Origin of the sequence: Sphingomonas sp. GV3 (assembly GCF_031082075.1) — a bacterium.
GTDB lineage: Bacteria > Pseudomonadota > Alphaproteobacteria > Sphingomonadales > Sphingomonadaceae > Sphingomonas > Sphingomonas beigongshangi.
In genome coordinates, this window is sequence record NZ_JARWLE010000001.1 from 1699996 (window position 1) to 1720920 (window position 20925).

Consider the following 20925-nt stretch of genomic DNA (forward strand, 5'->3'; position numbering starts at 1 on the left):
GGAGCCGCCGGGCGATGGCTTCCCGATCGCCCCGCCGCGCGGTCGCCACGATCCTCGTGGCGGCCGCGATCCTGCTTCTGATCGGGCTCGGCATCTGGCAGGTCGAGCGATTGCAATGGAAGCGCGCGCTGATCGCGCAGACCAATCGGCAGCTGGGCCTGCCGCCGGTTCCCGCGCCCGGCCCCGACGCCTGGCGCACCATCGGCAAGGCCGACGCCTATCGCCCCGTTCTCGCGACCGGCCGCTATCGCGCGGGGGCCGACGCCTATGTCCAGGCGGTGACGGAGCTCGGCGGCGGCTATTGGGTGATGACGCCGCTCGCCACCGACGCGGGCTTCACGCTTCTCGTCAACCGCGGCTTCATTCCCGCCGCGCTGCGCGGGCGCGTGCCGGTACCGGCCGGGCCGCAGCGCGTCGTCGGCCTGCTCCGCCTTTCCGAACCGAACGGCGCCTTTCTGCGCCACAACGATCCCGCCGCCGACCGTTGGTATTCGCGCGACGTCGGCGCGATCGGCGCCCGACACCGGCTTGACCGCCTCGCTCCCTATTTCATCGACGCGCGCGAACCGACCAGCGGCTGGCCGCGCGGCGGGCTGACGGTGGTCCGCTTCCCCAACAACCACCTCGTCTATGCGATCACCTGGTTCGGCATGGCGGCGCTGGTCGCGTTCATGGCGTGGCGGTCGCGGCGACGGATGTAGGCGGATCGTCCGCTCCGCGCCCGTCGGCCCCCTCCTTCCATCCACGCGCACGTCGCCCGCATCCTCGGATGCCAAGCCGCCGTCCCGGCGTTATACTGGCCATCGCATGCTGCCCCCCTCCCCAGCCCGCGCCGACGCCGCCAGCCAGCGCAACATGCGCCAGCTGGTGCTGCTGCGCTGGCTCGCCGTCGGCGGGCAGCTCGCCGCGATCGTCGTCGTCCACTACGGCCTCGGCATCCGCCTGCCGCTGGTACCGATGGTGTCGGTGCTCGGCGGTCTGGTTTTCCTCAATCTGGTCACGCTGCTGCGCCTCGCGCGCTGGCCGGTCACGCATGCGGAGCTGTTCGGCAGCCTGCTGGTCGACGTCACCGCGCTCACCGTGCAGCTCTACCTCAGCGGCGGCGCCTCCAACCCGTTCGTGCTGCTCTACCTGCTCCAGGTCGTGATGGGCGCGGTGCTGCTGGAGGTTTGGGCGAGTTGGGCGCTGGTCGGCATCACCAGCGCGACCTTCGCGCTGCTGGCGATCGAGCATCGCCCGCTGCTGCTGCCCGCCGATTTCGCCACCAGTCTGTCGCCCGTCTATATCCTCGGCAGCTGGTTCGCCTTCGTTCTCGCCGCGGTGCTGCTGGTGCTGTTCGTCACCCGCATTGCCGCCAACTTGCGCAGCCGCGACGCGCATCTCGCCGAAATGCGCCGTCGCGCCGCGGAGGAGGAGCAGATCGTGCGCATGGGCCTGCTCGCCAGCGGCGCCGCGCACGAACTCGGCACGCCTTTGTCCTCCATCTCCGTGCTGCTCGGCGACTGGAAGACGGAGAGCCTGATCCGCGCCGATGCGCGCCTCGCCGCCGAGGTCGACGAGATGCAGGCGGAGGTGAAGCGCTGCAAGGCGATCGTCTCCGGTATCCTCTTCGCCGCCGGCGAGGTGACGGGCGAGGCGCCGGCGCGCACGACGCTGCGGCGCTTCCTGCGCGGCATCGTCGACACCTGGCCCGGCAAGGTGGGGTTCGAGGATCGTTTGGGGCATGACCGGCCGATCGTGGCCGACCGGGCGCTGGGGCAGGCGCTGACCGCGCTGCTCGACAATGCCGCCGAGGCGTCCGCGACGACGATCGCTCTGGTCGCCGTCACCGACGCGGACGACCTGATCCTGTCGGTACAGGACGACGGCATCGGCTATCCCGCGCAGGTACTAGAAAGCCTCGGCCGCCCCTATAACAGCAGCAAGCCGCGTCAGGGCGCCGGACTCGGCCTGTTCCTCGCCACCAACGTCCTGCGGACGCTGGGCGGGTCCCTGGAGGCGCGCAACCTGCCGGGCGGCGGCGCCGAGACGCGCCTGACGCTGCCGCTCGCGAGCCTCGCGCTGGAGGAGGACGCATGACCGATTCGCCCGTCGACCGCCGCCTGCTCGTCGTGGAGGACGACGCCAGTTTCGCGCGCACGCTCGCCCGGAGCTTCGAACGGCGCGGCTATAGCGTCGAGATGCTGCCGGGCCCCGACGGGCTCGAGCAGACTGCGGCGCGCTTCCGTCCGACGCACGCGGTCGTCGACCTCCGGCTCGGCGGCGCGTCGGGGCTCGCGTGCGTCGCCACCCTCCACGCCGCGGACCCGGCGCTCAAGATCGTCGTCCTCACCGGCTTCGCCAGCATCGCCACCGCCGTCGAGGCGATCAAGCTGGGCGCGACCAACTACCTGACGAAACCCGCCAACACCGACGATATCGAGGCCGCCTTCGCGCGCGAGGGCGGCGACGCGGACGTCGACATCTCGGCCGCGCCGACGTCGATCAAGACGCTCGAATGGGAGCATATCCACCAGACGCTGGCCGATGCGGACTTCAACATCTCGGAGGCCGCACGGCGCCTGGGAATGCACCGGCGGACGTTGGCGCGAAAGCTCGACAAGCGGCACATGGGCTAAGGCCGCGACGGAAAAACCGTTGCCGTCCCCCCCCGCGCAGGCGGAGGGCCAGACATGCCATCGTCGCGAACGAGCCGAGCGGTCGAGCGATCTGGACTCCGCCTTTCGCGGGAAGGACGGTGTTTCCCGTTACCGCAACAGCTTCGGCGCCTCCTGCTGCAACACCTCGCGGATCTTGCCGGAGAACATCGCCAGGAACATCGGCACGTCGACGATCATGTGCACGTTGGCGTCGCTCACCGTCGCGCGCGTGGCGAGGGCCTGGCCCATCGCCTCGACCTTGAAATGGAGCGTGTCGCCGTCCCAGCGCTGCTCCGTGATCGACCCGCCGGGGATCACCTTGCCGATCTTGCCGATCCCGCCGTCGAGCCGCGCCTTCGCGGCGTCCTTGCCCAATTGGTGGGGGATGTTGACGTCGATCTGGCTCATGCCGGTTCCTTTTCTTGCACTGCGGTCGCGAATAGCATCGCATCGTCTGCGAACGCCTTGAACTCCAGCGCGTTGCCCGACGGATCGCAGAAGAACATCGTCGCCTGCTCGCCCACCTGCCCCTTGAAGCGGACGTGCGGCGCAATGCCGAACGCCACGCCCGCCGCGGTCAGCCGCTCGGCGAGCGACCGCCAATCCGCCATCGTCAGCACGACGCCGAAATGCGGCACGGGCACATGGTGGCCATCGACCGCATTGGCGACCGCCACCGGCTCCGCCGCCGGATCGAGATGCGCAACGATCTGGTGACCATAGAGATCGAAGTCGATCCACTGGTCGCTCGAACGACCTTCGCGGCAGCCGAGCAGACCGCCGTAGAAGCCGCGCGCGGCGGCGAGGTCGTGGACGGGAAAGGCGAGATGGAAGGGGCGCAGCGTCATCGCGCCGTGATACGCCGTGTGTAGGCGAGCGTCACCTGCCATCGGTCAGCCCGGGCTTGTTCCGGCATCCACCGTGCCGCACATAGCCGCGTAACTGGCTTGCGGCGGCGTGGATGCCGGACCGAGTCCGGCCTGACGAAAGAAGACGATCGCTGATGACCCGCCGCCCTGCCCTTTTCGCGCTGACGCTCGGCGCGCTCGCCGCCTGCGGCTTCGCGCCGCTACAGCTGTGGCCGCTGACGATCCTCGGTCTCGCCGGCCTCGCCTGGCTCGTCCATCGCGCGCCGACGATGAAGCGGGCAGGCTGGATCGGCTGGTGCTGGGGGGTCGGCCATTTCACCGTAAACGACAACTGGTTCCAGCACGCGTTCGACTTCCAGGACAAGATGCCGCCGGTGCTCGGCTATTTCGCCGCGGTTGCGCTGGCGCTCTACCTCGCGGTGTTTCCGATGCTAGCCGCGCTCGCCGCATGGCGGATCGGCCGTCGCGACACGCCGGATGCGGCTTATGCGTTCGTCTTCGCGGCGGCTTGGATCGCCGCCGAATATCTGCGCAGCGTGCTGTTCACCGGCTATGCCTGGGACCCGATCGGCGTGGTCTGGCTGCCGGTGATCGGCGTCGCGCGGCTGGCGGCCTTGATCGGCACCTATGCGCTGTCGGGCGTGACCATGCTCGCCGCCACATCGCTGCTGCTCCTGCCGCAGCGTCGCTGGCGTCTGCCCGCCGGCATCGCCGCGCTGCTCGCGCTCGCCGCCTTGTCCGCGCCCCTCACCCGTGCACCCGATGCCTCTGGCGACGCCCCGCTGCTGCGCACCGTCCAGCCCAACATCGGCCAGGACCAGCGCAGCGAGGACGACGGCGAGCGGGTGCTCGACGCGCTTTCCGCATTATCCGGCAGGCCCGGCCCCCGCCCCCGCCTGATCCTGTGGCCGGAGGGCGTGGTCCGCGACTTCATCGAAACCGACTATCCACGCTGGGCCTATGGGCTCGCCAGCCCCTATTACACGCGCTGGCGGATGGCGCGACTGCTCGGCCCGCGCGACGTGCTGCTGACCGGCGGCACCGCGCTGAAATTCGACAAGGCGGAAAATGTCAGCGGCGCCGCCAACACCATCTTCGCGATCGACTCGCGCGCGCGGATCCTCGACCGCTACGACAAGGCGCATCTCGTACCCTATGGCGAATATCTCCCCTTGCCCTGGCTGCTCAAGCCGCTCGGCCTCGCCCGCCTCGTACCCGGCGACATCGACTTCGACGAAGGTCCGGGGCCGCGCAGCTTCACCGTTCCGGGGTTCGGTCCGATCGGCTTTCAGATCTGCTACGAGATCATCTTTTCGGGACAGGTCGTCGACGGGGCGCACCGCCCGCGCCTCATCTTCAATCCCTCCAACGACGCGTGGTTCGGCCGCTGGGGCCCGCCGCAGCACCTGGCGCAGGCACGGATGCGCGCGATCGAGGAAGGCCTGCCGATCGTCCGATCCACGCCGACCGGCATTTCGGCGGTGATCGCCGCCGACGGACGGCTGCTCGCCGCAGTGCCGCACCGGACGGCCGGCGCGGCGGAGGTGCCCATGCCCCCCGCACTGCCGCCGACGCCGTTCAGCCGGCTGGGCAACTGGGCCGCCCTGATCGTCGCGCTTCTGTTCGCCGCCGCGGCGATTGCCATCCGGCGGAGGACGCGATAGGGCTCATATAACGACATCTTTATATCGTTATGAGGCAGTGATGCGCGGTTCTTACATCTTCACGTCCGAGTCCGTGTCCGAAGGGCACCCCGACAAGGTCGCCGACCAGATCAGCGACGCGATCGTCGATCTCTTCCTGTCCAAGGACCCGGAGGCCCGCATCGCCTGCGAGACGCTGACCACCACCAACAAGGTCGTGCTGGCTGGCGAGATCCGCTGCAAGGGCGTGTTCGAGGACGACCAATGGGCGCCCGGCGCGCTCGAGGAGATCGAGAAGACGGTGCGCGAGACCGTGAAGCGCATCGGCTACGAACAGTCGGGTTTCCATTGGCAGACGTTCGATTTCTCGAACAACCTGCACGCCCAGTCCGCGCACATCGCGATGGGCGTCGACGAGAGCGGCAACAAGGACGAGGGTGCGGGCGACCAGGGCATCATGTTCGGCTACGCGACCGACGAAACGCCCGGCCTGATGCCCGCGACGCTCTATTACAGCCACAAGATCCTCGAGAAGATGGCCGCCGATCGCCATGCCGGCGCCGCGCCCTTCCTCGAGCCGGACGCGAAGAGCCAGGTGACGCTGCAATATGAGAACGGCGTGCCGGTCAAGGCGACCGCGCTCGTCGTGTCGACGCAGCACAGTGCCGATCATTCGAACCCCGAGGGCCAGGCCAAGCTGCGCGACTACGTCAAGGGCGTGTTCGCCGAAATCCTGCCCGACGGCTGGCTGCCGGAGGACGACAAGATCTACGTCAATCCAACCGGCCTGTTCGAGATCGGCGGACCCGACGGCGACGCCGGCCTCACCGGCCGCAAGATCATCGTCGACACCTATGGCGGCGCGGCACCGCACGGCGGCGGCGCGTTCAGCGGCAAGGACCCGACCAAGGTCGACCGCTCGGCCGCCTATGTCGCGCGCTACCTAGCCAAGAACGTCGTCGCGGCGGGTCTCGCCAAGCGCTGCACGATCCAGCTCAGCTATGCGATCGGCATCGCCGAGCCGCTCAGCGTCTATGTCGACACGCACGGCACGGGCACGGTCGACGAGGCGAAGCTGGAGCAGGTGTTGCCGCAGCTCGTGCGCCTGACCCCCAAGGGCATCCGCGAGCATCTGAAGCTCAACGCGCCGATCTATTCGAAGACCGCCGCCTACGGGCATTTCGGGCGCGATCCCGACGGTGCGCTGTTCACCTGGGAAAAGACCGACCTGGTCGATCGGCTCAAGGAAGCGGTCGCCGCTTGATCTGCGATCCGGATCGGGGCGGCACCGCGTCCCCGAACATGGATCGTCCTTCGATACGAAAAACCCCGGGGGAACCCGGGGTTTTTTCTTGGTCGCTTCGGATGGCGCTTGCCGGCTCAGCGCCGGTAGGCGTGCCGCACCTCCGCCATCCATCCGACCTGGATGCCGCCCACCGAGGTGACCGCGGCGGCCCGCGGCTTGCGGGCCTCGTCCAGATTGACCGGCTGTTCGAAACGAAGGCCCGCAAGGCGGTCGGTGATCCACATCACCGTCCCGCGCAGCTCACGCAGGGTTCCCATGTCGATGCGCAGCGTCATGCCGACCTGCATCTCGCCCTGGTGCTCGATGCACGCGCCCGTCAGCGAGAGGTTGCGCACGCGGCGCTCGACCTGGCGGTCGCTGTCGGGAAGGCTGACCAGCGCGCGCACGATGACGCTGCTGCGCTTTTGCCGGGGGTTTTCGGTAAGATCGTCCATCGGGTCCTCTTGCCGACCCTTCTATCGCTATCGTCGTAACCAGAAAGTAAACACGCGGACGCTTATATCCGTTACGAACGTTTTTTTCCGTGGCTGACCGCCCGCACGGCCCAGTCGATCGCAAATCCCGCGGCCATGTCGGCGATCGGGTGGGATGGCGTCTCCGCGCCCTCGCGCGGGGCGAGCAGACGCGCGCGGGCAGTCGCTCCGACGGCTGCGACCAGCTGAGCGGCGACCATGCGGCCGCCGCCGCGCACCAGCGCGGGTCGCCGGGCCGCGACGCCGACGGCGACCGTGCCGAGCGCGACCGCAAGCATCGCGGGGTGGCGGCGCAATTCGCGTATCACCGACGCCGCTGCCTCGCCGAGGCCGTCCGTGGCAGGCGCCTCCGCCGGCCGCACCACCACCGCCTGTCCGGCGCCACCCGCCACGTCGTTCATGTCAGCTCCTTCGGCATCTCGCCCCGTACCTGCGCGTGCGCCAGCAGCGCGAAAATGCCGGCCCCGCCGATCAGATTGCCCAGCACGGCCGGTGCGATCAATCCCAGCAGCGTCTCGACCGGCTCGGAGCGGCCGCTGAACAGCAGCAGGAACGCCTGGGCGGATCCGACGATCGAATGGCTGAACCCCGCGATCGTCAGGATGTAGGTGAAGGACAGGATCAGCCAGAAGCTCTGCATACGCGCGCTGGGCAATACCCATGCCAGCACGGCGATGACGAAGCCGGCGGGAACGGCGTTGATCACCGTCCCACCCGGCGACAATCGGGTGATCTTGTCCGACACCGCCAGCGCCGCGGTGCGCAGCGCATCGTCGCCGATGATGCCGTTGGCGATCGCCCAGCCCGCGATCGCGGTGCCCAGCAAATTGGCGAGCAGCACGATCCCCCACAGCCGCAACGTCCGGCCGAGCGCCCAGGCGGACGGCCGCGTCACCAGCGGCAGCATCGCGGTGATCGTGCTTTCCGTGAACAGCTGCATCCGACCGAGCACCACGAACAGAAAGCCGATCGGATAGCCGAACCCGACGACCAGCTCGCGCCACGGCGCGTCGGGCAGATGTTCGTGCAGCGCCGCCTCGGCGATCAACGAGGTGCTGATCGCGATGCCCGCCGCCAGGCCCGACCAGAATAGCGACATGGCCGGGCGGCGCAGTTCCTCCTCGCCCTCTTCGCGCACGGTGCGGTGGAGGTCCTTGGCGTCCGCCGCCTTCAGGTCATCGTCGTCGTGCATTTCGGCCATCTTCATGGGGTAACGGCTGCGCCGTGCAATGGGTCCGCGACTTTGCCAGCCGCGCGCGATGTCGCTAAGGCCGCGCTCCCATGAACGACCCCGTCACCATCCGCCGCCTCTACGGCCGCCGCCAGGGCCACAAGCTTCGCCAGGGCCAGGCCGCGCTCGTCGAGGATCTGCTGCCGACCGTCAGCGTACCCGAGGATGGCGCGCTGGATGCGAAGCGCCTGTTCGGCGACGATCGCCCGCTCGAGGTGGAGATCGGCTTCGGCGCGGGCGAGCATCTCGCCGGCCAGGCGGCCATGCGCCCCGGCACCGGCTTCATCGGCTGCGAGCCGTTTCTGAACGGGGTGGTCGGGGCGCTCGGCCACATTCGCGACGGCGGTCTCGCCAACGTCCGGCTGCACATGGGCGATGCGCTCGAGGTGCTGGAGCGGCTGCCCGATGCCAGTTTGTCGCGCCTGTACCTGCTCCACCCCGACCCCTGGCCCAAGGCGCGGCATGCCAAGCGCCGGATGATCAACCACGGCCCGCTCGACGTCATCGCCGCCAAGCTGAAGCCGGGCGCCGAATTCCGGCTCGGCACCGACGATCCGACATATTGCCGCTGGTCGATGATGGTGATGAACCAGCGCCGCGATTTCGCCTGGACCGCGCGCACGCCGCAGGACTTCCTGACCCGCCCCGCCGACTGGCCGGAGACGCGCTACGAGCGCAAGGCGCGGCGCCAGGGGCACGAGGTGTGGTACTTCCGTTACCTGCGCGTCTGACGCGCGGGGGGATCAATCGTCCAGCTTCGCGCCGTCGAGCGTGCGGTCGATGCGCGCCCGGTCGGCGGCGTCGGCGGCCTTTTCCGCCTTGGTCCGCCCGAACTTCGCGCGGTTCGCCTCCGCGCTGCGGGCGTCGGCGGCGCGGTCGCGCGCCTTGCGGGCGCGGCGCAGGTTGATGATCTCGGCCATGGCGACAGCCTATCGCGCCGCGCGATCGCGCGCCACCGCGCAGACACGGCGATAAGCGGCGAGTTCGCCACGCGCATCGGCAAGCGCACGATGCGCCGGCGGTTCGGCATCGCTGTCGGGCGTCGCGCTGCGCACCACCTCCTCGACCACGCTGCCGAGCGCCTCGCGCCGCACCACCGGCGCCAGGATCTCCGCCGCGCCGTCGCGCTGCGCCTCGTCCGTGTCCCGCAGACGCAGCGCATGGCGCGGCAATTTCGCGGCACGCAGCAGCGCGCTCAGCCATTTGCCGTCCCAGGACGGCGCGCTGGCGAACAGGTCGTGCCCGCTCAACGCCTCCACCATCCGCCGCGCGACGACGTCGTGCGGCGTGCCGTCGCGCTCGATCGTCGCGCGCGCGATGCCATGCACCGCCTCGGCCGCCGGGTCCCAGTCCGTCCAGCGTTCGGGCGGACGGATCAGGTAGGATTGCTCGCGTCCGTCCTCGAACACCCAGGCCACCTCGATCGGGTAGCTGGTCTTGCCGAGCGATGAGGCTTCGAAATCGATGAATACGCGCATGGCGGCCGAACGCATCGAGCCGCGATCGGGGTTCAATGCCGCTGGCCCGACCGCGCCCACAGGCCGCGCAGCATCCGGCCGGCCCATGCCGGCGCGCCGGGCCGCAGCAGCAGCCAGTCGCGGATCGCCGGGCCCTTGGTGGCGCCGATCACCTGCTTGTAACCGCTGTCGCCCGCCCCCCAGTCGACCCGCGCGATGCCGCGGTCGAGCGCACTGCCGAGGTTGCGGTAATAGAGCAATTTGCCCGGCGACTGTTTGGCGAAGGCGGGGTCGTAGCTGTTGGCGATCGCATATGTGAGGTCGCCGGCATCTATATCGAAGGAAAAGGCCACCGGGCGCCCGTCGATCGTGAGGAGCGCGGCATGCATCATCGCCGCCACCTCCGGATCGGCGGCGGCGGCGCGCCAGAAGGCGCCATGCCCCCCTTCGGTGAATTTGGCGTCGCGCCCGTCGGTGCGCGACGCGATCCAGCTCGCCGCCTCCACCGCCGCCAGCCTGTCGAAGGCGGCCGGCCAGTCCGCGCCGCGCAGGCCGAGCCATTCGGGCGTACCGCGTTCGCCGAGCTGCCGTTCGAGCTGCCGGTTCTTGCGCAGCGTCGAGCCACGCGGCCACGTCCCCTCCGCGCGGAGCGCCGTCATGTCGAGCAGCCAGCTGTCGGCGACGAACCGCGGCATCGCGCACCAGCCCGCGCGTCGTGCCGCCGCGATCAGCGGCGTCGCGCCGGGATCGTCGTCATAGACCGGCCCGATGCGCAATCCGTTCACTGTGCCGGCAAGTGCCGCCAGCGCCGCGTTCCAGCCGCCCTCGCTCGCGCCATGCGCGACGGGGAAGCTGCGGAAAGGCCAATAACTTCCCGGTATCGCAGCAAGGTGCAGCGATCCGGGCCCGAACCCGACGAAGGGTAGCGCGATGACGGGCACCCCGTCGTCCTCGACCACCAATGTCCGCGGCGACCCGCCATAGGCGGCGAGTGCCGCCGCATACCAGCCGTAGCGCAGGAAGCCGTGGCTCGCCGGCCCGGCCGCGGCCACGGTATCGATCGCGCTGGCCAGCCCTTCGGCGATCCGCGCGCGCGCGATCGGCGGCATCCGCTCAAACTCGGCAAGGAGCATCGGCTTCGTCACGACCATCGTCGCTATACGCAATCGGTTACCAAGCGGTGCAGCTCGCAAGGCGGCAATCGCGAGGCTGCGTCGGACGCCGACCCCGTTTCGGCCCTTCCGCTGCCGCGCCCGCCGCCTATGATGCGCATCATGCCGACCATGCCCGCCGTCACTACCATCGCACAAACCATCCAGCTGTCGCTCGCCCCTGTGTTCATGCTGGCGGCGATCGGTCAGATTCTCAATGTGCTCGCCGGCCGGCTGGCCCGCGTCATCGACCGGGCGCGCGCGCTCGAAAGCCTGCTCGGCGAGATCGACGGCGACGAGGCCGCGCGCCGCAAATGGGAACTCAAGCTGCTCGACGAGCGCATGTCGATCATCAACGGCGCGCTGTTCCTGTCGGTGTCGAGCGCGGTGATGGCCTGCATCGTCATCGCGATGCTGTTCGTCGCCAATCTCGCCAAGCTGCACATCGGCACGTGGATCGCGTTGGTCTTCATCGTCGCGGTGACGCTGCTGATCCTCTGTCTCACCGCCTTCATGTGGGAGGTGCGGGTATCGCTGCGCGCGATCCACGTGCGCAAGGAGATCCTGATATGAATGCCACGCTGGAACGCCGCCTGCTCCAGGCCGTGGTCGCGGTCGCCTGCCTCGTCCCGCTGGCGATCGGCGGCATGGGGATCGTCAGGGGCCCCGGCTTCCTCGGCCATCCGCCGGTGATCCCGCGCGACCTCGACAGCCACTTCCGCTACATCTCCGGCATCTTTTTCGCGGTCGGCGTCGCCTTCGCCACCTGCATTCCCGATATCGCGCGCAAGGGCCCGCGCTTCCGCCTGCTCGGCGCGCTGGTCATCGCGGGCGGCTGCTCGCGGCTGGTCTCGCTGGCCAGCGTCGGCGCGCCCTCGTCGGGCCATCTGTTCGGGCTGGCGATGGAACTGGGCGTCGTGCCGTTGCTGATGCTGTGGCAGGCAAGCGTCGCACGCCGGGCCTGACGCCCCCCGTTCAGCGCACGCCTTCCAGCCCCGGCCCCACGTCGGCCTGTGCGCGATAGGTCGGGACGACCCGCGCCTTGGCCCGCTGTTCATAGGCATAGCCCGCACCCAGCACGGTCGCCTCACCGCCCTTGGTCGCGATGAACGACAGGCCGACCGGCAGTCCCTTGGCCAGCCCCATGGGAACCGTCAGGTGGGGATAGCCAGCGATCGCCGGCAATTCGGCAGCCGACGGGCCATTATACTGGTCGCCATAGACCGGATCGCTCAGCCAGGCGCCGGCATAGGTCGGCTCGACCAGAACGGTGGCGGCCGCCGCCTTGAGCATCGCGTCGATGCCCTCCTGCCCGGCGAGCCGCAGCGACTTGGCCCGCGCCGTTTTGTAGGCGGCATCGTCCAGCCCGCCGGTCTTCGCCGCCATCTCGAAGATCTCCTGGCCGAAGAAGGGCATTTCCACCGCCGCATGATCGCGGTTGAACGCGATCAGCTCGTCGAGCGTCCGCGCCGTCACCGCCGCGGGGGTCGTCGCCAGATAGGCATTGAGGTCGGCCTTCAACTCCGTCTGCAACACGAGGAACTCGGCGTCGCCGAGGCCGTCCAGCTTGGGCGGCGTCACGTCGACCAGCACCGCCCCGCCCGCGCGGAGCACCGCAAGCGCCGCATCGTAGCGCGCGGCCGTGTCCGCGGGCAGATCCTTGGGGCGGATCACGCCGATCCGCAGCCCCGACAGCGCGCTCACCGACAGGCCGCTCGCATAATCGCGGCGCACCGCGCCCGCCGTCGCCGGATCGGCGGGATCGGGCGCGACCATCGCAGACAGGAGCAGCGCGACGTCGCGGACGCTGCGCCCCATCGGCCCGGGCGTGTCCTGACTATGGCTGATCGGCACGACGCGCGTGCGGCTGACGAGGCCGATCGACGGCTTCAGCCCGACCAGGCCGTTGATCGACGACGGGCAGGTCACCGATCCGTCCGTCTCCGTCCCCACCGCCACCGCGGCAAAGCTGGCCGCCACCGCCGCGCCCGATCCGGACGACGATCCGCAGGCGGTGCGGTCGAGCGCATAGGGATTCTTGACCAGACCGCCGACCGCGCTCCAACCGCTCATCGCGTGCGTCGAACGGATGTTCGCCCATTCCGACAAATTGGTCTTGCCCAGGATGACCGCGCCCGCGCGGCGCAGCTCCGCCACCACCGGCGCGTCGCGGCCGGTGACATTGTCCTTCAGCGCCAGGCTGCCGGCCGTCGTCGCCATGCGGTCCGCGGTTTCGATATTGTCCTTGATCAGCACGGGTATGCCATGCAGCGGCCCGCGGATGCGGCCGGCCTTGCGCTCCGCGTCGAGCGCCTTCGCCTGGTCGAGCGCATCGGGGTTGACGGCGATGACGCTGCGCAGCGCCGGCCCCTTGCGATCCATCGCCGCGATCCGCGCCAGATAGGCGCGGGTCAGCTCGACGCTGGACGCCTCCCCCCGTGCCATCATCGCCTGCAGCTGGTCGATCGACGCTTCTTCGACCTTCACCGTCTTCGCCGCCGCGATATTCGGCACGACCGCACCGGCAAGCAGAAAGGCCAATAAAATCCGACGCATGGAATCCCCCTTCGAGACAGGCACGATGCTATCGCGCCCGTCGCGGAGCGCAAGCGGGGTTGCCGGGTGAACCGCAATCGCGCACCTGCGTTGGTCGCGATCCTCTTGTCCTGGACTGTCCGTGGCCACAGCGCTCAAGATCATCAGTGCCATCGTCGTATGTCTCGTGGTCGTCATCGGCCTCGGCATCACGATCGTCCCACGCTTCCTCGATCGCCTCTATTATGAGGGGCCGGACAGCGACCATTACGACGGACAACGCTTTTTCAATCCGGATGGCGACGGCGACACGTTCCGCATCGCGCCGACGGGCGGTAGCCGCGCGGGCTTCTTCTGGCGCCAGCTGACCGGGCGCGACGGCCGGCCGGCATGGCCGGATACCGTCGCGGTGACGCCCGACCGTCCCCCCGCCCGTGTGGAGGGAGAGGCGATGCGCGTCACCTGGGTCGGCCATGCCACGGTGCTGATCCAGACCGCCGGTCTCAACATTCTGACCGATCCCGTCTGGAGCGAGCGCGCCGGCCCGCTCGGCTTCGGGCCAAAGCGGGTCGCGGAACCCGGCATACGGTTCGAGGATCTGCCCAGGATCGACCTCGTGCTCGTCAGCCACAACCATTACGACCATCTCGACCAGGCGACGCTGCGGCGCCTTTGGGAGCGCGACCGTCCCCAGATCATCACCAGCCTGGGCAACGACAGCGTCATCGGTCAGGTCGGTGCCAAAGCCACCGCGCTCGACTGGGGGCAGGCCGCGACGCTGGACGCAACGGGATTGAAGGTCACGCCTGTCGCGCCGCGCTGCGGGGAAAGCCCCTGGTGCCCCGGCGACCGCGCGCAGGTGATCGTGACGCGCAACCACCATTGGGGCAGCCGCTGGTTCACCGACCGCAATCGTGCGCTCTGGTCCAGCTTCGTGATCCGCCTGCCCGGCGACGGCGGCAACATCTTCTTCGCCGGCGACACCGGCTTCGGCGACGGCAACTGGCCGCGCGAGGCAGCGGCGTACGGGCCGATACGCTTCGCGATGATCCCGATCGGCGCCTTCCGCTTCGTGCCGGGACAGATGTCCTCGGGCAGCCATGTCGGCCCGGCGGAGGCGGCGCTGATCCACCAGCGTCTGGGTGCCGCGCGCAGCATGGCGATCCACTGGGGGACGTTCCGCCTGTCCTACGAAGGCTATGACACGCCGCCGCGCATGCTGGCCGAGGCGATGCGCTGCACCGGCGGCACCGGCTTCACCGCCCAAGGCCTGGGCAGGCCGTTCGAGGTGCCCCCCTACACCGCCCCCGCACCGCACGCCCCGCTGACGCGCGACGCGATGCTGCGCTGCATGGACACGCCCGCAGTGAAGGCGCTGCCCTGACGTTGCGACGATCGTCGGCGATGGGGAGGTCCGGCGTGCGCGGCAGCCGGAATTGTCGCAACGCGGCGCCGACCGGCGTGCCTTTCTTCAGTCGTGCGGACCTCGCGCGCACGACGGCTGCCTCGTGTCGCGCCGGTCGATCCGGCTGGTCGAACCATCGGGATCGTCGGCGAACACCCAGGCTTCGGCTTCCTCATATGTCCGGAAATAGGCGGCATCCTCCCGAGCGGTGATCCGCTTGATCTGCATCTGCGCCAGCGCGGCATCGATGACATAGGCGAGTCGCCGCGAACGGGCCTCGGGATTGGCCAGCATCGCTTCGAAGGCCGCTCCGGCTTCGGCGGACTGGATCTGGACGCCACGCGTGTCGCAGATCGTGACGTGCGGCCTTCCTGCGAGCGAGGGCCGCAATCTGACGATCGCCGCGCGCACGGCGGTCGCGAACCCCGCAACGTCGTCGACAGTGAAAAAGCCACGGATCGCGAGCTTGAGAAGCCTGCGATCGAGCTCGACCTCTACATTCCAGGACGCTTTCGTCATGCTTACTGGTTACGGCGATCATATTAATCTAAGGTAATCAAATTGATCTGGATCAAACTTTAGACTGCCCCTAGGGGGTCACGGCCCGAGCACCAGCATCGCTCTCATCGGGACATGCGGGCCCCGAAATCCAGCGAGCGATTAATGACGATATCATGAGCTCGCCATGCCCCAGATAGACATCGCGCTCCTCAAGCGGCAGCATGCCGACATAGTGGTTGCTGTCGACGCCCTCATCGCGTTGACCAGGCAACCGCAGGCGACGGCCCTTCCGCAATTGGGAGCGACCCGCGTCAGGCTGGCGCAGCTTCTCAGGGACCATCGCCTCGCCGAGGAGGCACAGGTCCACGCACCCTTGCGGGCGGCGCGTCGGATTGACGCCATCCCCGGCTATGCGTCCATCCTCGAAGACGCGCGCCGGCTACGCGGTGTATATTCCGCGCATCTGAACCGCTGGTCGGCGGCCGAGATCGCCAAGGCATGGGCGGAGTACGGCCAGGAGGTGCCGACCCACCGAGCGGCGTTGCTCGCCATGTTCAAGCGCGAGGAAGCCGAGCTCTACCCGGCGGCCGCGCGGCTCTTGCAAGGCTGATCGGTTCCAGCTTCGGGCGACCGGGCGCATCTCCTTCCGGCAGGTGGCCTGCTCACCGGAACGTCTGCGCCAGGCCGTGGTACAGCTTCTCCCGGCAGACGGCGCGGCTCGCCCAGTCGGCGATGAAGGCGACCGCGAACATCGGCAGCAGCAGGCCGCGGCTTGCCGTCGTTTCCGACAGGATGATCACCGCCGTCAGCGGCGCGCGGACCACGCCGGCGAAATAGGCGGTCATCCCCAGGATCACGACCGCGCCTGCCGGATCGCCGGGAAACAGCGCGTGCAGCAGGTTGCCGACGCCCGCGCCCACCGCCAGGCTGGGCGCGAAGATGCCGCCGGGCAGCCCCGCCACCGCGGTCGCCAGCGTCGCCAGTGCCTTGGCCGGGCCGAACCACAAGGGCGCGTCGACGCCGACGATCATCGCCCGCGCCGCCGAATAGCCGGTGCCCCAGGTCAGGCCGGACGTCGCGATTCCCAGCGCAGCGACGATCAGGCCGCACAGGCCGGCAAAGGCGATCGGCTGCGCCTTGGTCAGCGCCGTGATGCGATGCGCGCCGCTCGCCAGGCCGAGCATGACGCGCGAGAACAGCCCGCCGAACGCGCCGCCGACCACGCCTGCGACCGGCACGACCAGCAGGGCGGTGGCCAGCGAGATGTGCGCCCCGATCGCGCCGAAATAGATATAGTCGCCCATCAGCGCCTGCGCGGTGATGCCGGCGACGACGATGAGCGACAGCACCAGCAGCGTCACCTTCTGCTCATAGGCGGCGGCGAGTTCCTCGATCGCGAACAGCACGCCCGCCAGCGGCGTGTTGAACGCCGCCGCGACGCCGGCCGCGCCGCCCGCGACGATCACCGCCGCATTGAGCGGCACGCGCAGCACGCGGTGCGTTACCCCCATCACCGCCGCCGCGATCTGCACCGTCGGCCCCTCGCGCCCCACGCTCGCGCCGCACAGGATCGCGCCGATCGTCAGCAGCACCTTGGCGCAGACGGTTTTCACGGAGATCAGCCCGCGGGTCGCCCCCTGCGGATCGGCGCGCGCAGCCATCACCTGCGGAATGCCCGACCCGCGCGCCAGCGGCGCGAACCTGCGCGTCAGCCAGACCAGCGCCATGAAACCGATGGGCGTGGTGAGCAACGGCAACCAGTGCCACCGCCGCGCGAAGGCGGCGAACATCAGGCCGGTCGCGTCGGACGCGCGCGCGAACAGCACCGCGACGATGCCGATCGCGACCGCGCCGGTCAGCACCGCGATCCGGCGGCGGAAGCGCAGGCTGGTCGGCCCCCGCGATCGCAACAGCGCACGAAAACGTCGTGGCGTCCACCCGCGCGGGCGACGCGGCGGCAGGGCTTCGCCGGTCATGCGCCGGGGGGTAGGGGAAAGGCGCGGCGGAGAGAAGCGCTAAACGCGCATGTCACGCCCCTCCCGCAACCGGGAGGGGAATCTCCTCAATCGACGAAGGCGCGCTCGATCACATAGGTCCCGGGCTTGGCGTTCGAGCCTTCCTCGAAGCCGATGCCGTCCAGCATCTGCGCGGTCTCGCGGATCATCGCCATGCTGCCGCACAGCATGATCCGGTCCGTCTCCGGATCGAGCTTCTTGGGGCCCTGCACCGGATCGCCGAACAGCGCCGCGCTCTCGATCAGATCGCCGATGCGCCCCGTCGTGCGGAACGGCTCGCGCGTCACCGTCGGAATATAATGGAACTGCTGCGCCGCCTCTTCGGACACGAGCGGATCGTCCACCAGCCGCGCCTGCAGTTCGTCGTGATAGGCAAGGTCGCTGACCTGCCGCACCGAATGGACCAGGATCACCTGGTCGAACATGCCATAGACGTCCGGGTCGCGCGCCAGGCTGAGGAACGGCGCGAGGCCGGTACCGGTGGAGAAGAAGAACAGCCTTTTGCCGCCGACCAGCGCGTCGGTGACCAAGGTGCCGGTCGGCTTCTTGCCCATATACACCTCGTCGCCCGGCTGGATCAGCTGCAGCTTCGACGTCAGCGGCCCGTCCTCGACCTTGATCGACAGGAACTCCAGCTCCTCGGCATAATTCGGGCTGGCGACCGAATAGGCGCGCATGATCGGCTTGGCGTCCGGTCCGTCGCCCGGCAGGCCGATCATCACGAATTCGCCCGAGCGGAAGCGGAACGACGCAGGCCGTTCGACCGCGAAGGAGAACAGGCGGTCGTTCCAATGGCGCACCCACAGCACCTTGACGTTGAGGAACGCCTTGGTCTCGGGAATCAGCACGGGGGCACGGGTATCGGTCATTGCGGACAGGGCTTTGGATGGTTCGTGGAACGCGGTCGCATTATGAAGCGCGGCGCGGCGGGTCAACCAAAGCGAAACTTGGGCGCCACCCACCAAGCCTGCGCGCGTCCCTCTTCGTGGCGCCAGGCGAAGGCCGGGGCCCAGTTGGGTTACGCTCAGCGATCATGCTCGGCGGCCTTCCCGGCTGGGCCCCGGCCTTCGCCGGGGGAACAAAGAGCGCGCATGTTCCCGATCCGTTGCCACCGCCCGCCCCCGCCCCCATATCCCCGATTCTATGGCCATCCAGATCCGCACCAGTCTCGCCGAGCCGGAAACGGGCGAGAGCTTCGTCCCCCATCGCCCCGCGCGGCCCGACAAGGTGGAGGGCGGCAAGCGCTTCGATTTGGTCAGCGATTATCAGCCATCGGGCGACCAGCCGACCGCGATCGCCGAGCTGACCGCGGCCGCGCGTGCGGGCGAGAAGGATCAGGTGCTGCTCGGCGTCACCGGCTCGGGCAAGACCTTCACCATGGCCAAGGTCATCGAGGAGCTGCAGCGCCCCGCGCTGATCCTCGCCCCCAACAAGATCCTCGCTGCGCAGCTCTATGGCGAGTTCAAGAGCTTCTTCCCAAACAACGCGGTCGAATATTTCGTCAGCTATTACGATTACTACCAGCCCGAGGCGTACGTCCCGCGGTCCGACACCTATATCGAGAAGGAAAGCTCGGTGAACGAGTCGATCGACCGGATGCGCCATTCGGCGACCCGGTCGCTGCTCGAACGCGACGACGTCATCATCGTCGCCTCGGTGTCGTGCCTCTACGGCATCGGCTCGGTCGAGACCTATTCGGCGATGATCTTCGACCTGAAGAAGGGCCAGACCGCCGACCAGCGCGAGATCGTGCGCAAGCTCGTCGCGCTCCAGTACAAGCGCAACGACGCCGCCTTCGCGCGCGGCAATTTCCGCGTGAAGGGCGACACGCTGGAGGTCTTCCCGTCGCATTACGAGGATACCGCCTGGCGGATCAGCTTCTTCGGCAACGACATCGAGGAGATCGTCGAGTTCGATCCGCTGACCGGCAAGAAGGTCGCCAGCCTCAATAGCGTGCGCATCTACGCCAACAGCCACTATGTCACGCCCGGCCCGACGCTGAAACAGGCGACCGAGGCGATCAAGCACGAGCTGTCAGAACGGCTCAAGGAGCTGGTCGCGGAAGGAAAGTTGCTCGAGGCCCAGCGGCTGGAGCAGCGCACCAATTTCGACCTCGAGATGATCGCCGCCACCGGCAGCTGCAACGGCATCGAGAATTACAGTCGCTTCCTCACGGGCCGCCTGCCCGGCGAGCCGCCGCCGACGCTGTTCGAATACCTTCCCGAAAACGCCGTCCTGTTCGTCGACGAGAGCCACCAGACGGTGCCGCAGATCGGCGCGATGGCGCGCGGCGACCATCGTCGCAAGATCACGCTCGCCGAATATGGCTTCCGCCTGCCGTCGTGCATCGACAACCGGCCGCTGCGCTTCAACGAATGGGACGCGATGCGCCCGCAGACGGTCAGCGTCTCGGCGACGCCGGGCGGCTGGGAGATGGAGCAGACCGGCGGCGTCTTCGCCGAACAGGTCATCCGCCCCACCGGCCTGATCGACCCGCCCGTCGAGATCAAGCCGGTCGAGGAACAGGTGCAGGACCTGATCCAGGAGTGCAAGGCGACGACGGCGAAGGGCTATCGCAGCCTAGTCACCACGCTGACCAAGCGGATGAGCGAGGACCTGACCGAATATATGCACGAGGCGGGGATCAAGGTCCGCTACATGCATTCCGACGTCGAGACGCTGGAGCGTATCGAGCTGATCCGCGATCTGCGGCTCGGGGTCTATGACGTGCTCATCGGCATCAACCTGCTGCGCGAGGGGCTCGACATTCCCGAATGCGGGCTGGTCGCGATCCTCGACGCCGACAAGGAAGGCTTCCTGCGCTCCGAGACGTCGCTGATCCAGACGATCGGCCGCGCCGCGCGCAACGTCGACGGCCGCGTGATCCTCTATGCCGACCGCATCACCGGCAGCATGGAGCGCGCAATGAACGAGACCGCGCGCCGGCGGGAAAAGCAGCAGGCGTATAATATCGAGCACGGCATCACGCCCGCGACGGTGCGCAAGAACATCGGCGACATCATCGCCCATGTCGCCAGCCAGGATCAGGTGACGGTGCCGATCGACGAGGACGGCCAGCGGCCGCACATGGTCGGCCACAATCTGCGCGCCTATATCGAGGAGCTGGAGAAGAAGATGCGCAAGGCCGCCGCCGACCTCGAGTTCGAGGAGGCCGGCCGCCTGCGCGACGAGATCCGCAGCCTGGAGCAGGAGGAGCTCGGCCTGCCCGTCGAACAGCAGAAGGCGCCGATCATGGGCCGCAGCAACGAAGGCAAGCCCGGCACGCGCAAGACGCGCTTCGGCAAGCAGCAGAAGATGCGCATGGGGGGCAGCCGGTCGCGATAGGCTATCGAAACGATCCTTTCCGGGTTACCAGCGTGGTTAGGGTGCTGGCGAAAGGTAGCCAACATGATCCGCAGCTTCGCCACGCGTGAAACCCATGCGCTCTTTCGCGGCAAGCGCGTACGCCAACTCCCGCCGGATATTCACGATACGGCACGTCGCAAGCTCCGTCAGCTTGAAGCGGCGGAACGGCTGGACGATATGCGGCAGCCGCCGGGTAACAGGCTGGAGCAGTTGAAAGGCTACGCGCCTCCACGATATAGTGTACGCATCAACGACCAGTGGCGGCTCACCTTCTGCTGGTCCGATGGAGGCGCGGACGATGTCCGGATCGAGGATTACCATCGCGGATGAGGAC

At 68.6% G+C, this 20925-nt stretch carries 24 protein-coding genes; 12 read left to right on the forward strand and 12 right to left on the reverse strand.

Translation table 11 applies throughout. The annotated features are described in order from the left end of the window. Positions 1 to 14: 14 nt before the first annotated feature. From RF701_RS07930 to RF701_RS07940, 3 genes are all read left to right on the forward strand, one after another. Positions 15 to 701 carry an SURF1 family protein gene (locus tag RF701_RS07930; protein ID WP_210359322.1) on the forward strand — a complete coding sequence of 229 codons (687 nt, stop codon included), beginning with the start codon at positions 15 to 17 and terminating at the stop codon, positions 699 to 701. A 106-nt stretch (positions 702 to 807) separates the two neighbouring features. Beyond that, positions 808 to 2079 (forward strand): ATP-binding protein, encoded by a 1272-nt coding sequence (locus RF701_RS07935; protein WP_308814625.1) that lies wholly within the window; start codon positions 808 to 810, stop codon positions 2077 to 2079. Further along, entirely contained in the window at positions 2076 to 2618 is a 543-nt protein-coding gene (locus RF701_RS07940) for a response regulator transcription factor (protein ID WP_203310273.1), read from the forward strand. The genes RF701_RS07935 and RF701_RS07940 overlap by 4 nt, the downstream gene beginning before the upstream one ends. 129 nt (positions 2619 to 2747) lie before the next feature. On the opposite strand, the gene RF701_RS07945 is transcribed toward RF701_RS07940, so the two are convergent. Next, entirely contained in the window at positions 2748 to 3047 is a 300-nt protein-coding gene (locus RF701_RS07945) for a polyhydroxyalkanoic acid system family protein (RefSeq protein ID WP_308814626.1), read from the reverse strand. Continuing rightward, on the reverse strand, positions 3044 to 3487 hold the full coding sequence (locus RF701_RS07950; protein WP_308814627.1) for a VOC family protein: 444 nt from the start codon (positions 3485 to 3487) through the stop codon (positions 3044 to 3046). Before RF701_RS07950 ends, RF701_RS07945 begins: the two co-directional genes overlap by 4 nt. 155 nt (positions 3488 to 3642) lie before the next feature. On the opposite strand from RF701_RS07950, the gene lnt reads away from it, so the two are divergent. Both lnt and metK read left to right on the forward strand, forming a co-directional pair. Further along, positions 3643 to 5172: an apolipoprotein N-acyltransferase gene (lnt, locus tag RF701_RS07955; protein WP_308814628.1), complete on the forward strand. Its 1530-nt coding sequence runs from the start codon at positions 3643 to 3645 to the stop codon at positions 5170 to 5172. A 40-nt stretch (positions 5173 to 5212) separates the two neighbouring features. After that, entirely contained in the window at positions 5213 to 6415 is a 1203-nt protein-coding gene (metK, locus tag RF701_RS07960) for a methionine adenosyltransferase (RefSeq protein WP_308814629.1), read from the forward strand. Between the two features lie 116 nt (positions 6416 to 6531). Here metK and RF701_RS07965 read toward each other — a convergent pair whose 3' ends face one another. The 3 genes from RF701_RS07965 to RF701_RS07975 all read right to left on the reverse strand — a co-directional run bounded on the left by RF701_RS07965 (position 6532) and on the right by RF701_RS07975 (position 8122). Then, on the reverse strand, positions 6532 to 6891 hold the full coding sequence (locus RF701_RS07965) for a PilZ domain-containing protein (protein ID WP_203310268.1): 360 nt from the start codon (positions 6889 to 6891) through the stop codon (positions 6532 to 6534). Positions 6892 to 6962: 71 nt separating this feature from the next. After that, positions 6963 to 7331 carry a hypothetical protein gene (locus RF701_RS07970; RefSeq protein WP_203310267.1) on the reverse strand — a complete coding sequence of 123 codons (369 nt, stop codon included), beginning with the start codon at positions 7329 to 7331 and terminating at the stop codon, positions 6963 to 6965. Then, the gene (locus RF701_RS07975; RefSeq protein WP_374758605.1) at positions 7328 to 8122 is read right to left on the reverse strand and encodes a formate/nitrite transporter family protein; all 795 of its coding nucleotides are present in this window, start codon (positions 8120 to 8122) and stop codon (positions 7328 to 7330) included. Before RF701_RS07975 ends, RF701_RS07970 begins: the two co-directional genes overlap by 4 nt. 89 nt (positions 8123 to 8211) lie before the next feature. Between RF701_RS07975 and RF701_RS07980 the strand changes: the two genes are divergently transcribed. Then, positions 8212 to 8892 (forward strand): tRNA (guanosine(46)-N(7))-methyltransferase TrmB, encoded by a 681-nt coding sequence (locus tag RF701_RS07980; protein ID WP_203310266.1) that lies wholly within the window; start codon positions 8212 to 8214, stop codon positions 8890 to 8892. A 12-nt stretch (positions 8893 to 8904) separates the two neighbouring features. Here RF701_RS07980 and RF701_RS07985 read toward each other — a convergent pair whose 3' ends face one another. From RF701_RS07985 to RF701_RS07995, 3 genes are read right to left on the reverse strand one after another with little or no spacing between them, the layout of a single operon-like run. Next, positions 8905 to 9081 (reverse strand): DUF4169 family protein, encoded by a 177-nt coding sequence (locus RF701_RS07985; protein ID WP_288934918.1) that lies wholly within the window; start codon positions 9079 to 9081, stop codon positions 8905 to 8907. Between the two features lie 9 nt (positions 9082 to 9090). Beyond that, positions 9091 to 9639, reverse strand: coding sequence for a transcriptional regulator (locus tag RF701_RS07990; RefSeq protein ID WP_308814630.1), 549 nt, complete (start codon positions 9637 to 9639; stop codon positions 9091 to 9093). 32 nt (positions 9640 to 9671) lie between these two features. Then, positions 9672 to 10763 carry a GNAT family N-acetyltransferase gene (locus RF701_RS07995; RefSeq protein WP_308814631.1) on the reverse strand — a complete coding sequence of 364 codons (1092 nt, stop codon included), beginning with the start codon at positions 10761 to 10763 and terminating at the stop codon, positions 9672 to 9674. A 129-nt stretch (positions 10764 to 10892) separates the two neighbouring features. Here RF701_RS07995 and RF701_RS08000 point away from each other — a divergent pair, with 129 nt between their 5' ends. Together RF701_RS08000 and RF701_RS08005 are read left to right on the forward strand one after the other, a co-directional pair. Continuing rightward, positions 10893 to 11342: a DUF2721 domain-containing protein gene (locus tag RF701_RS08000; protein ID WP_210359328.1), complete on the forward strand. Its 450-nt coding sequence runs from the start codon at positions 10893 to 10895 to the stop codon at positions 11340 to 11342. After that, positions 11339 to 11734, forward strand: a complete 396-nt coding sequence (locus RF701_RS08005; RefSeq protein ID WP_210359329.1) for a DUF4345 domain-containing protein — start codon at positions 11339 to 11341, stop codon at positions 11732 to 11734. Before RF701_RS08000 ends, RF701_RS08005 begins: the two co-directional genes overlap by 4 nt. A gap of 10 nt (positions 11735 to 11744) precedes the next feature. Here the strand turns inward: RF701_RS08005 and RF701_RS08010 are convergent, their stop codons facing one another. Further along, complete coding sequence (locus RF701_RS08010) at positions 11745 to 13325, reverse strand: amidase (RefSeq protein ID WP_308814632.1); 1581 nt, start codon at positions 13323 to 13325, stop codon at positions 11745 to 11747. A 121-nt stretch (positions 13326 to 13446) separates the two neighbouring features. Between RF701_RS08010 and RF701_RS08015 the strand changes: the two genes are divergently transcribed. Next, positions 13447 to 14688, forward strand: coding sequence for an MBL fold metallo-hydrolase (locus RF701_RS08015; RefSeq protein ID WP_308814634.1), 1242 nt, complete (start codon positions 13447 to 13449; stop codon positions 14686 to 14688). An 87-nt stretch (positions 14689 to 14775) separates the two neighbouring features. Here the strand turns inward: RF701_RS08015 and RF701_RS08020 are convergent, their stop codons facing one another. After that, a complete protein-coding gene (locus RF701_RS08020) occupies positions 14776 to 15228 on the reverse strand; it encodes a hypothetical protein (RefSeq protein WP_210359332.1) in 453 nt (150 codons plus the stop codon). Positions 15229 to 15394: 166 nt separating this feature from the next. Here RF701_RS08020 and RF701_RS08025 point away from each other — a divergent pair, with 166 nt between their 5' ends. Continuing rightward, positions 15395 to 15820 (forward strand): hemerythrin domain-containing protein, encoded by a 426-nt coding sequence (locus tag RF701_RS08025; protein ID WP_210359333.1) that lies wholly within the window; start codon positions 15395 to 15397, stop codon positions 15818 to 15820. Between the two features lie 52 nt (positions 15821 to 15872). Here RF701_RS08025 and RF701_RS08030 read toward each other — a convergent pair whose 3' ends face one another. Both RF701_RS08030 and RF701_RS08035 read right to left on the reverse strand, forming a co-directional pair. Continuing rightward, the gene (locus RF701_RS08030; RefSeq protein ID WP_210359334.1) at positions 15873 to 17186 is read right to left on the reverse strand and encodes a chloride channel protein; all 1314 of its coding nucleotides are present in this window, start codon (positions 17184 to 17186) and stop codon (positions 15873 to 15875) included. Between the two features lie 86 nt (positions 17187 to 17272). Further along, entirely contained in the window at positions 17273 to 18094 is an 822-nt protein-coding gene (locus RF701_RS08035; RefSeq protein ID WP_308814635.1) for a ferredoxin--NADP reductase, read from the reverse strand. Positions 18095 to 18368: 274 nt separating this feature from the next. Here RF701_RS08035 and uvrB point away from each other — a divergent pair, with 274 nt between their 5' ends. Continuing rightward, on the forward strand, positions 18369 to 20570 hold the full coding sequence (gene uvrB, locus RF701_RS08040) for an excinuclease ABC subunit UvrB (protein WP_308814637.1): 2202 nt from the start codon (positions 18369 to 18371) through the stop codon (positions 20568 to 20570). A 63-nt stretch (positions 20571 to 20633) separates the two neighbouring features. Then, the gene (locus tag RF701_RS08045; protein WP_308814638.1) at positions 20634 to 20921 is read left to right on the forward strand and encodes a type II toxin-antitoxin system RelE/ParE family toxin; all 288 of its coding nucleotides are present in this window, start codon (positions 20634 to 20636) and stop codon (positions 20919 to 20921) included. The last annotated feature ends 4 nt before the right edge of the window (positions 20922 to 20925 follow it).